General features: G+C 37.5%; 13 protein-coding genes. 10 read left to right on the top strand and 3 right to left on the bottom strand.

All coding sequences use genetic code 11. The features are described 5' to 3' along the window. Nucleotides 1-134: 134 nt before the first annotated feature. Entirely contained in the window at nucleotides 135-740 is a 606-nt protein-coding gene (locus CHI06_RS26875; RefSeq protein WP_095251710.1) for a trimeric intracellular cation channel family protein, read from the bottom strand. 170 nt (nucleotides 741-910) lie between these two features. Here CHI06_RS26875 and hflX point away from each other — a divergent pair, with 170 nt between their 5' ends. The 4 genes from hflX (at nucleotide 911) to glnA (ending at nucleotide 5,361) form a co-directional block, all read left to right on the top strand. Continuing rightward, entirely contained in the window at nucleotides 911-2,179 is a 1,269-nt protein-coding gene (gene hflX / locus CHI06_RS26870; RefSeq protein WP_095251712.1) for a GTPase HflX, read from the top strand. A 4-nt stretch (nucleotides 2,180-2,183) separates the two neighbouring features. Beyond that, nucleotides 2,184-3,455 (top strand): methionine gamma-lyase family protein, encoded by a 1,272-nt coding sequence (locus CHI06_RS26865; protein ID WP_095251709.1) that lies wholly within the window; start codon nucleotides 2,184-2,186, stop codon nucleotides 3,453-3,455. Nucleotides 3,456-3,600: 145 nt separating this feature from the next. Further along, on the top strand, nucleotides 3,601-4,002 hold the full coding sequence (locus CHI06_RS26860) for a MerR family transcriptional regulator (protein ID WP_095251708.1): 402 nt from the start codon (nucleotides 3,601-3,603) through the stop codon (nucleotides 4,000-4,002). Between the two features lie 24 nt (nucleotides 4,003-4,026). Further along, on the top strand, nucleotides 4,027-5,361 hold the full coding sequence (glnA, locus tag CHI06_RS26855) for a type I glutamate--ammonia ligase (protein ID WP_095251707.1): 1,335 nt from the start codon (nucleotides 4,027-4,029) through the stop codon (nucleotides 5,359-5,361). A 52-nt stretch (nucleotides 5,362-5,413) separates the two neighbouring features. Here the strand turns inward: glnA and CHI06_RS26850 are convergent, their stop codons facing one another. Beyond that, complete coding sequence (locus CHI06_RS26850; protein ID WP_095251706.1) at nucleotides 5,414-5,698, bottom strand: DUF4257 domain-containing protein; 285 nt, start codon at nucleotides 5,696-5,698, stop codon at nucleotides 5,414-5,416. 169 nt (nucleotides 5,699-5,867) lie between these two features. Further along, nucleotides 5,868-6,491 (bottom strand): transcriptional repressor LexA, encoded by a 624-nt coding sequence (gene lexA, locus CHI06_RS26845; protein WP_095251705.1) that lies wholly within the window; start codon nucleotides 6,489-6,491, stop codon nucleotides 5,868-5,870. Between the two features lie 157 nt (nucleotides 6,492-6,648). On the opposite strand from lexA, the gene yneA reads away from it, so the two are divergent. The 6 genes from yneA to CHI06_RS26815 all read left to right on the top strand — a co-directional run bounded on the left by yneA (nucleotide 6,649) and on the right by CHI06_RS26815 (nucleotide 11,190). After that, nucleotides 6,649-6,972: a cell division suppressor protein YneA gene (yneA, locus tag CHI06_RS26840; protein WP_095251704.1), complete on the top strand. Its 324-nt coding sequence runs from the start codon at nucleotides 6,649-6,651 to the stop codon at nucleotides 6,970-6,972. 9 nt (nucleotides 6,973-6,981) lie between these two features. Then, nucleotides 6,982-7,638, top strand: coding sequence for a YneB family resolvase-like protein (locus CHI06_RS26835; protein WP_095251711.1), 657 nt, complete (start codon nucleotides 6,982-6,984; stop codon nucleotides 7,636-7,638). 147 nt (nucleotides 7,639-7,785) lie between these two features. Then, nucleotides 7,786-8,016: a DUF896 domain-containing protein gene (locus tag CHI06_RS26830; protein ID WP_095251703.1), complete on the top strand. Its 231-nt coding sequence runs from the start codon at nucleotides 7,786-7,788 to the stop codon at nucleotides 8,014-8,016. Between the two features lie 180 nt (nucleotides 8,017-8,196). Continuing rightward, nucleotides 8,197-10,200, top strand: coding sequence for a transketolase (gene tkt / locus CHI06_RS26825; RefSeq protein ID WP_095251702.1), 2,004 nt, complete (start codon nucleotides 8,197-8,199; stop codon nucleotides 10,198-10,200). 250 nt (nucleotides 10,201-10,450) lie between these two features. Continuing rightward, a complete protein-coding gene (gene sirA / locus CHI06_RS26820) occupies nucleotides 10,451-10,891 on the top strand; it encodes a sporulation inhibitor of replication protein SirA (RefSeq protein ID WP_095251701.1) in 441 nt (146 codons plus the stop codon). A gap of 77 nt (nucleotides 10,892-10,968) precedes the next feature. Beyond that, entirely contained in the window at nucleotides 10,969-11,190 is a 222-nt protein-coding gene (locus CHI06_RS26815) for a YneF family protein (RefSeq protein WP_095251700.1), read from the top strand. Nucleotides 11,191-11,298 lie beyond the last annotated feature (108 nt).

The raw sequence follows: 11,298 nt of genomic DNA, 5'->3' as shown, positions 1-11,298 counted from the left end.
AAAATTTTGGCTACCGCAAACCGACAATCATCTCCCCCTTATCGTTGGGCTGCGCCCTTCACACGATTGAAGAGGGAGTCTTCTGTCGGGAAATGATAAAAAAAATCGGCGGACATTTATGCCGCCGATTTCATTTAATGCATTCCGAGTCTTCTAGCTGGAAGTTTCCAACTGAATGTATAGGAAAGTACTCTTAGTGCAGTAATAAGTGCAAAAAGCGTGTACAACTCCCACGGCCTTGACGCTATTTTTAATCCAATGATAAGACCAGCTAGAATAGCCCAAACTGCATAAATTTCAGCTCGTAATACAATCGGTTTTCTGCCAGCTAGTAAATCGCGAATAATACCTCCGCCAATTCCAGTTAAGACAGCCGCCACAATGACTGCGCTTATCGGACGGTCCATATTCGCTGCATAAATAGCACCCTGAATCGCAAATGCAGACAAGCCAATCGCATCGAAGAAATTTCCCCATCTTTGCCAATGGCGTAACAAATTTGTTGGAAACAAAAATACTGCAGTGATCGATAGTAAGGCGAATTGGAAGAATAACCCCTGTTCCCATAAAGCAGAGACGGGGACCCCAATTAAAAGATTTCGTATGGCACCACCGCCAAAAGCGGTGACAATCCCTAAAATATAAACACCTAATATATCATACTCTTCTTCCATAGCGACAATGGCACCACTAACGGCAAAAGCAATTGTACCAATAATACTTAAGACATCCCATGTCATTTTGTTCGGTTTCTCCTCTATGTGAAATACATTTATTTTAAAATTTTCAGCAAACAATATGATTTTAACACGGAGGTGTAATTAATCAACAAATATTTTCAAAAATTAGGGTAAAATCATCTTTTTTGGTATGATGAGGAAAGGAAAAATCTATGAAAGCAGGTGTTGGTATGGAACAAGAAGTAAGCTTAGAAAAAGCAATCTTAGTTGGCTGCCAAACGCAAACATTGGATGATAGCAGGTTCCAATATTCTATGGAAGAGCTTGCTTCCTTAACCGAAACAGCTAAGGGAACAGTTCTTATGACAGTTGTTCAAAAACGAGAGCGTATTCACTCAGCGTTATATATAGGAAAAGGGAAAGTAGAAGAACTAAAAGCTCTCGTAGATGAGGTAGAGGCAGACTTAGTCATTTTTAACGATGAACTATCCCCTAGCCAAAAACGAAATCTTTCTTCTGAGTTAAATGCTCGTATTATCGACCGGACTCAGCTAATTTTAGATATATTTGCACAAAGAGCAAGGTCCAAAGAGGGTAAACTACAGGTTGAACTAGCGCAGCTCCATTATTTACTGCCTCGTCTTGCTGGCCAAGGCACAGCCTTATCAAGGTTAGGGGCAGGTATTGGGACAAGAGGGCCTGGGGAAACAAAGCTCGAATCAGACCGCCGTCATATTCGTCGGAGAATCGATGAAATTAAGGGTCAGCTTGCTGTAATTGTACAGCACCGAGAGCGTTACCGAGAAAGAAGGAAGAAAAACAAAACCTTCCAAATTGCGATTGTTGGTTATACAAATGCCGGCAAATCAACACTCTTTAACCGACTGTCTGAAGCAGACTCGTTTGAGGAAAATCAACTTTTCGCTACATTGGATCCAATGACACGAAAGTTAATTTTACCAAGTGGGTTCCAAACATTAATTACAGATACCGTTGGATTCATTCAAGACCTTCCAACCGCACTGATTGCTGCTTTTCGTTCGACACTTGAAGAGGTTAAGGAAGCAGACCTCCTTTTGCATGTTGTCGATATGTCAAATGCAGACTACTTCCAGCATGAAAAAACAGTGAATAAGCTGCTTGCAGACTTGGAAGTTAAAGACATACCACAAATTACTGTCTATAATAAAAGGGATATTAAACATCCGGACTTTGTACCAACGACAAGCACTCCTCTCATATTTATCAGTGCCTATGATAAAGAGGACCGCAATGAACTAAAAAGAAAAATTGAAAAGGTCATTATTGAAATGATGGATCAATATCAAGTGAGTATACCTTCAACGGAGGGGAAACTACTGGCACAATTAAAGAATGAGACGATCGTAAGAGAACTAATCTTTGATGAAGAAAAAGAACTTTATCAATGCAGAGGATTTTCTCTTCCAGATCAACAAATTTCAGGGCAATTACAGAAATACAAAACGAGAATGGAGTAACAGCATGTTTCAAATGTTAAAAAATGGGGAAAAGCTTCAACATATTGTAAAGGATATTGAAAAACAAATTGCATCCGTACATAAAGAAATAGACGAGAGGATTGAAACCAATCAATTTCGCGTATTGAGAAGTTACCAAAAGCATAGGGTGAGTGATTCACACTTTATGCCGTCCACTGGGTATGGATATGATGATATCGGCAGGGATACATTGGAGTTAATTTATGCCGATGTTTTTGGTGCGGAAGCAGGACTAGTAAGACCGCAAATTATTTCAGGAACGCATGCAATATCTATTGCTTTATTTGGTATCCTGCGTCCTGGAGATGAACTTCTCTATATGACTGGAAAACCATATGATACCCTGGAAGAAATTGTAGGGATCCGCGGTAATGGAGTGGGCTCTCTAAAGGAGTTTGGCATATCTTACGATAGTGTGGAACTGACAGAAGAAGGAACGATAAATTGGGGCCTTGTAGCTGAAAAAATCAAACCCAATACAAAAATGATAGGAATACAGCGTTCAAAAGGTTATGCAACAAGACCATCATTTACTGTCTCCGAGATCAAAGAGATGATATCTTTTGTAAAAGAAATTAAAGAGGATGTCGTCGTATTTGTAGATAACTGTTATGGGGAATTCGTCGAAGAATTAGAGCCCTGCCATGTAGGTGCCGATTTAATGGCAGGCTCGCTGATTAAAAACCCTGGTGGGGGAATTGCGAAAACGGGTGGATATATTGTAGGAAAGAAACAATATGTTGAAGCCTGTTCGTATCGAATGACCTCTCCGGGTATTGGAGCAGAGGCGGGAGCTTCCTTATACAGTCTTCAAGAAATGTATCAAGGATTCTTTTTGGCGCCGCATGTAGTGGGACAGGCGTTAAAAGGTGCTGTTTTTACAGCTGCACTTCTTGAAAAACTAGGAATGAATTCATCCCCTAAGTGGAATTCTGATAGAACTGATTTAATCCAATCTGTTCAATTTAATGATAAGGATAAAATGATTGCTTTCTGTCAAGCGATACAATTTGCTTCACCGATCAATTCGCATGTGACGGCCTATCCAGCCTACATGCCGGGTTACGAGGATGATGTGATTATGGCAGCTGGAACATTTATTCAGGGTGCGAGTATTGAGCTGACAGCTGATGGACCGATTCGTCCTCCTTACGTTGCCTATGTTCAAGGAGGGCTTACTTATTCTCATGTAAAAATGGCGGTTTGTATTGCTGTTGATTCTTTAATTGAAAAAGATTTGATTGAATTAAACTAAAGGATTATACAAAGGATAACTTTATAAAGTTGTCCTTTTATTTTTTTGTAAAAAACCATGTTAGAAAACCTAACATAGGATTGACATCTTTTCTAACACGAAATATAATAACAATATAAATTAGCAAAAAGAGAGGAGAAATTAAATGAGTGGAAAGGAAATACGCCGCTCAATGCCACTTTTCCCAATCGGAACGGTCATGCAGCTAACAGAATTAACTGCTAGACAAATCCGATACTATGAAGAGCATCAATTGATTTCTCCAGCAAGAACTGATGGGAATAGAAGACTATTTAGTTTAAACGATATTGATAGTCTATTAGAAATTAAGGATTTAATTGATCAAGGAGTGAATATGGCTGGTATAAAACAGCTCTTCCTTGTCAAACAGCAACAAGTGAATGTGCTTCAGCAACAGGCTGAAAAAGCCAAGCAAGATTTGACGGATGAACAGCTGCGAAATCTTCTTAGACATGAATTACAGCAAGCTGGCAGATTTAATCGTTCGTCTTTAAGGCAAGGTGATATGTCACGATTTTTCCATTAAAAAACTATTTTGGGGGTAATAAGAATGGCAAAGTTTACAAGAGAAGATATTAAGCGGTTGGCACAAGAAGAAAATGTTAAATTTATTCGTTTACAATTCACTGATATTTTAGGAACCATTAAAAATGTTGAAATTCCGGTTAGTCAATTAGAAAAAGCTTTGGATAATAAAATGATGTTTGATGGATCTTCTATCGAAGGGTTTGTACGTATTGAAGAATCTGATATGTACTTATATCCAGATTTGAATACATGGGTTGTATTCCCTTGGACAGCTGAAAAAGGAAAAGTTGCTCGTTTAATTTGTGATATCTATACGGCTGAAGGAAATCCATTTGATGGTGATCCACGTAATAACTTAAGAAGAGTATTGAAAGAGATGGATGAACTTGGATTCACAGATTTTAACTTAGGGCCTGAGCCAGAATTCTTCTTATTTAAATTAGATGAAAAAGGTGAGCCAACACTAGAGTTGAACGACCAAGGCGGATATTTCGATTTAGCTCCAACAGATTTAGGAGAAAACTGCCGTCGTGATATCGTGCTAGAACTAGAGGAGATGGGCTTTGAAATTGAAGCTTCACACCACGAAGTAGCACCAGGTCAACATGAAATTGACTTTAAATATGCAGATGCTTTAACAGCGTGTGACCAAATTCAAACATTCAAACTAGTAGTTAAAACAATTGCTCGTAAACACGGTTTACATGCAACGTTCATGCCAAAACCATTATACGGAGTGAATGGATCTGGAATGCACATGAACCTTTCATTATTTTCAAATGGCAAAAATGCATTCTACGAGCCAACTGGTGACCTTGAAATGAGCGATACTGCTCGTCAATTTATCGCTGGTATCTTAAAGCACGCTCCTAACTTTACAGCTGTAACAAACCCAACTGTAAACTCTTATAAGCGTTTAGTTCCTGGTTATGAAGCACCTTGCTACGTTGCATGGTCTGCTAGAAACCGTTCACCATTAATTCGTATTCCTGCTTCCCGCGGCTTAAGTACTCGTGTAGAAGTAAGAAGCGTTGACCCAGCTGCAAACCCATATCTAGCAATGGCTGTTCTATTAAAAGCTGGTTTAGATGGTATTAAAAATAAAATGACTCCTCCAGCTCCAGTTGACCGTAACATCTATGTAATGAGCAAAGAGGAAAGAATCGAAGAAGGAATCATCGATCTTCCTGCAACACTAGCTCAAGCTTTAGATCAATTGAAGTCTGATGAAGTAATCGTGTCTGGATTAGGCGAACACATCTTCGAACACTTTATTGAAGCCAAAGAGATTGAGTGGGATATGTTCCGTACGGTAGTACACCCTTGGGAACGCGACCAATACATGAGCATGTACTAATATAAAGAAACCCAGTGTGGATATAATCCATACTGGGTTATTTTTGTTTCTTTTATTTTTCATTTTTTTCATTTAGTAACTTAAATTTGGTGAGAATAATATCACTGCTAATCCCTACAAGTACCGATACTAAAATATTCTCAACTAATGAATTTGGAGTTGTGTAAATCACCACGAGGAGACAAGCAACTAAGCACAGAAGTATTTCTTCTAAAAAACCTAGATAAATAAACTTCTTTGTTTTACGAGGCATGATGATTTTTCCATGCTTTCGAACATGACTGATAATTCCTACGGATCCACCAATAACCATTGAGAAAATAATGTCCTTCAACACTGTTTTCACCCTCCTTAAGCCTGGATTTTTTGACCTAAGGTTAACTCATGGTGTAATACCATTATACTAATAGTGGAAACTAAACAGAATGAGTAAATATTCATATTTTTCAATATATTTCCAAAAATAAACATAAAAAGAGCAGATTTCAAACATCTGCTCTTATAATTTAATGAATATGACGATAAACTCCAATAACTTTTCCTAGTATGGATACATTTCTTAAAATAATAGGATCCATTGTTGAGTTCTCTGGTTGTAAACGAATGAAATCTTTTTCTTTAAAGAATCGCTTACAAGTGGCCTCATCTTCGTCTGTCATAGCAACGACGATATCACCATTATTCGCACTTTGCTGCTGTCTTACAATCACGTAATCTCCATCAAGAATTCCGGCTTCTATCATACTCTCACCCATGATTTCTAGCATAAATACTTGCTCATCGGCAGGTGCTAGACTTTCAGGCAGTGGAAAATACTCCTCAACGTTTTCAATGGCGGTTATTGGCAGACCAGCAGTTACTTTACCGACAATAGGTACATTGACGACGTTGTTTCTTGGGATATTCAGAGTTTCATCTGCTTCTAATATTTCGATTGCTCTCGGTTTTGTCGGATCTCTTCTAATTAGTCCCTTGCTCTCCAAACGTGCTAAATGACCATGGACAGTAGAACTAGATGCAAGCCCAACCGCTTCTCCGATTTCTCGTACGGATGGCGGATAACCTTTTTTCTTTACTTCCCCTTTAATAAAATCAAGGATATCCTGCTGTCGCTTAGATATTTTTGTCATTTTAGATACACCTCGCCCTATTTAATATTTAAATTTATTATAGCATGTTCGTGTTTTTTATACAAACATAAGTTCGAATTGTTGTTGACAACAAACAAACGTTCGGTTTATAATAAAAACAAATAAACGAACATATATTCTGAATAGGGGTTTTAATATGAAAAAAGTATGGGAAAAATACTCTTATGCAATATTATTAATAATCTTAAGTTGTTCACTAGCATTTATTTTATCTTTACGCTTCAACTCTAACGTGGAAGAGAAGTTTGTAACAATTACGATTTCTGAAGGCGACTCACTTTGGAAAATCTCTGATCAATATTCGGATCAGCATTCTTACTCCAATAATGAATTTATTAGCTGGGTTAAGCAGCACAACAATATCGAAGGGGATAGGATTTATCCTGGGGAAGAAATCACAATCCCTGTAAACCTTGAAGTTGGATCTCTAACCGAATACGCCAGCGCTGCTGGGGAGTAAAGTCAGATGGTGAATGCAGTCATCTATTGTCGGGTAAGTACAAATAAAGATACCCAGGAAACATCATTAAAGCGCCAAGAAGAGGAACTAATAAAGCTAGCTAATCAATATCATTTCAATGTGCTATTCATTATTAGAGAGCAAGCAAGTGGATATGACCTAGAAAGAGATGGAATGCTGCAATTATTAGATTTGTTGAAAGAAAAAACGGTACAAGCAGTTTTAATCCAAGATGAAACGAGGCTAGGGCGAGGAAATGCTAAGATTGCTCTCTTGCATTTTATTATGAAAGAGGGCGTTAAGCTATATAGTATCTCTCATAATGGAGAACTGCAGTTATCTGAGAGTGATTCCATGGTACTGAAAATAGTTGGTATGGTTGAAGAATATCAGCGTAAGCTACATAATATCAAAATCAAGCGCGGAATGAAAAGAGCTGTTGCTCATGGTTATAAGCCTGAGAAAAATCTTAAAAATCTCGAATTGAATTCGGGACGGGATAAAATAGAAGTTCCTATTGAAGAGATAGTACGTCTTAGAAAAAACAAATTAACTTTTTCAGAGATTGCTGCTACTTTAAGAGGTTTTGGATACAATATTTCAAAAGCAACTGTTCACAGACGCTATCAAGAATCTCAACAATCTATCAAATCAGAAGAGCGGTAGACCATTTGCCTTGTCAGATGGTCTATTTTTTAGTAAAATCAGTCTTTAGGTAATTACTGTGATAAAGCTTATTGTTGTCACTCTATTAATCGATGATGAAATCAACAGACAGGTTTATCCACAGCCCAATTGAAAGGAGGGTTCTTCATGCTCTCGAAAGAAAAAATGGCAAGAATCAATGAGTTAGCTAGAAAAGCCAAAGCAACAGGTTTAACAGAAGCAGAGGCGAAGGAACAATCAAAATTAAGAAGCGAGTATTTGACAACTTTCCGCAGTTCTATGCTGGATACATTAACAAATACTAAAATTATCGATCCAGAGGGAAATGACGTAACACCTGAAAAGATAAAAGCTAGAAAAAAATATAATCTTCATTAATTTGGGAAACATTTTGTTTTCCCTTTTACATATTACAGCCTCTAGAGTGTAAAAATAAGAAAATGAAAGTAATTTAATTTGTTTAGTACTCAAATTAATTGTTGAATTAATTCCAAGAGAACTATAATATTATAGTTGTTATTATTTTTTTATCCCAGTGGATCAGGAGTGATTTAATTAATGTTTAATACTATTGATGATTTGTCAGTAACCTCTATTCGTACGCTTTCTATTGATATGATTGAAAAAGCAAATTCAGGGCATCCTGGAATGCCAATGGGTGCTGCACCTATGACCTATACGCTATGGACACGTTTCATGAACCATAATCCAAAAAATCCAGAGTGGTTTAACCGTGACCGTTTTGTATTATCTGCAGGACATGGATCTGCGTTATTATACAGCATGCTTCATTTGTCAGGTTATAAGCTAACAATGGATGATTTAAAACAATTCCGCCAATGGGGAAGTAAAACTCCAGGACACCCAGAGTATGGTCATACTGATGGGGTAGAAGCAACAACTGGCCCACTTGGACAGGGAATTGCAATGGCTGTCGGAATGGCAATGGCAGAACGTCATACAGCTAGTGTTTACAATAAAGAAAATTATGAACTAGTGAACCATTTTACATATAGTATTTGTGGTGACGGAGATTTAATGGAGGGTGTTTCAGCAGAGGCTGCTTCGCTTGCTGGACATTTAAAACTTGGACGTTTAGTGGTTTTATACGATTCCAATGATATTTCACTTGATGGTGATTTAAATAAATCCTTCTCTGAAAGTGTAAAAGATCGTTTCACCTCTTACGGCTGGCAATATGTTCGCGTAGAAGATGGCAATAATCTTGAAGAAATTGCTAAAGCGCTTGAAGAAGCTAGAAATGATCTTGATCGCCCAACGATGATTGAGGTAAGAACGGTTATAGGCTATGGTTCTCCTAACCGCGCTGGAACTTCAGGCGTACATGGTTCTCCACTTGGAGCGGATGAGTTAAAACTTACAAAAGAAGCTTATAAATGGACATTTGAAGAAGATTTCCATGTGCCTAATGAGGTTTACGAAAACTTCCAAAACCTAATTGTTGAGAATGGTGTGAAAAAGGAAAAAGAATGGAATGACCTTTTTGCACAATATAAAAATGAATTTCCTGAATTAGCAAATCAATTAGAAAAAGTACTGAAAAATGAATTACCTGAAGGCTGGGATAAAGATATTCCGGTTTATAGCGAAGGCAAAAGTTTAGCTAGCCGTGCATCATCAGGTGAGGCCTTAAATGGTATTGCAAAGAACTTACCAATCTTCATTGGCGGCTCTGCTGACCTAGCTGGTTCCAATAAAACCATGATTAAAGGTACAGGGGATTATGCGCCGGGCAACTACGAAGGCCGAAATATCTGGTTTGGTGTACGTGAATTTGCAATGGGTGCAGCCATGAATGGGATTGCTCTACATGGTGGAGTAAAAATCTTTGGTGGAACATTCTTTGTATTCTCTGATTACCTGCGTCCTGCTATCCGACTAGCTGCTTTGATGGGCTTGCCAGTAACGTATGTATTTACTCATGACAGTATCGCTGTCGGAGAAGATGGGCCTACCCATGAACCGGTTGAACAACTTGCAGCTTTACGTGCAATGCCTGGTCTTTCCATTATCCGTCCAGCAGATGGCAATGAGACAGCTGCGGCATGGAAGCTAGCAGTTGAGTCAACAAACAAACCAACTGCTTTAGTGTTAACACGTCAAGATTTACCAACACTTAAAGATACAGATAAAAATGCATACGAAGGAGTTTCAAAAGGTGCATATGTTGTATCACCTTCTGAAAGAGAAACTCCAGATGCACTTTTACTAGCAACTGGTTCAGAGGTTAGTTTAGCGGTTGAAGCACAGCAAGCATTAGCCGGTGAGGGTATTCATGTTTCAGTTGTAAGCATGCCATCATGGGATCGCTTTGAACAGCAATCACAGGAATACAAAAACTCAGTTCTTCCAAAGAATGTGAAAAAACGTCTTGGAATTGAAGTTGGTACTTCATTTGGCTGGCACAAATACACAGGTGATGAAGGAGACGTCCTAGCAATTGATACATTCGGGGCTTCTGCACCTGGAGAAAAAATTATGGAAGAATACGGCTTTAGTGTAAGCAATGTTGTTGCACGTGTTAAAGCACTACTTCAATAATAAATAGATGATTTCAAAGGGAGCGACGTAATGTCGTTCTCTTTTTTTGCATGTCTACTATATATATGAACATTAGATGAATGATTTGAAACATTCGTTACATTCCAAATATTAGTTAGATATAATAAAATTTGTAAGAATCTTATGGATTCGACAATAATAGTGATTATTTTTGCCGGTATAAGACAAATGTTTTGATAGTGATTATTTATAATTGATAGAAAGGGTATTCAACGAAGGAGAGATCGTGGTGAGGAATTATCAGCTTTATCTAATAGAAGATGAATTTGCCGCCCATTACTTCGGAAGAGAGCGTATGTTTTTTAAGCTTTTTCAGGAACATCATAAAGCAGACGGTGAACTGAAATTTATAACAAATAAGCAGATTACTTATATAACAAAGTCATTAGAGGTTTTGAAAATACATCAGTTAATTCAAAAACAACTTGGAAAAAAGAAAGGTTTTCTGGCTGAACATGGTACATACTCCATTGAATTAAGTGGAAAACTAAGTACAGCGAAATTAAGAGTCTTCCAAGATTTAATTACAATTGAGGCTTCTGGTAGTTATGAAGCCGAAACGATTTTCTTTGAAGTGCTTAGAAAAAGTGAATCATCGTTTATGGCTTTAGATCTTGATCATCAGCGGTTTGGTTGGTTAAAGCCTATTAAAGAAAGAAAATATGTCTAATCTTTTAAAAGAGAATATTGTATATTCCCGTTTTATTTAGTACACTGTATGGTAGACAACATGAAGGAGGAAGTTTAATGGGTACAGGTTTATGGATTCTAGTTGTTGTACTAGCGTTAGTAGCTGGTGTAGCTCTAGGATTTTTCATTGCTCGTAAATACATGATGAGCTACTTAAAGAAAAATCCACCAATTAATGAACAAATGTTAAAAATGATGATGATGCAAATGGGTATGAAGCCTTCTCAAAAGAAGATCAACCAAATGATGTCTGCTATGAATAAACAGCAAGGCAAATAAATAATAGTAAAAAACCACTTATTTTTGAAAGTAATCAAAAGAAAGTGGTTTTTTTGTATTAGGCTGTGTTAAAGGTAAATGTTGATTTTAGAACCTGTTGATTTGTGT

The organism is Bacillus sp. 7884-1 (genome assembly GCF_002272245.1).
Classification (GTDB): Bacteria; Bacillota; Bacilli; order Bacillales; family Cytobacillaceae; genus Neobacillus.
The sequence above is the reverse complement of the archived record's forward strand: the minus strand, read 5'-3'. Positions and strand labels throughout refer to the sequence as shown.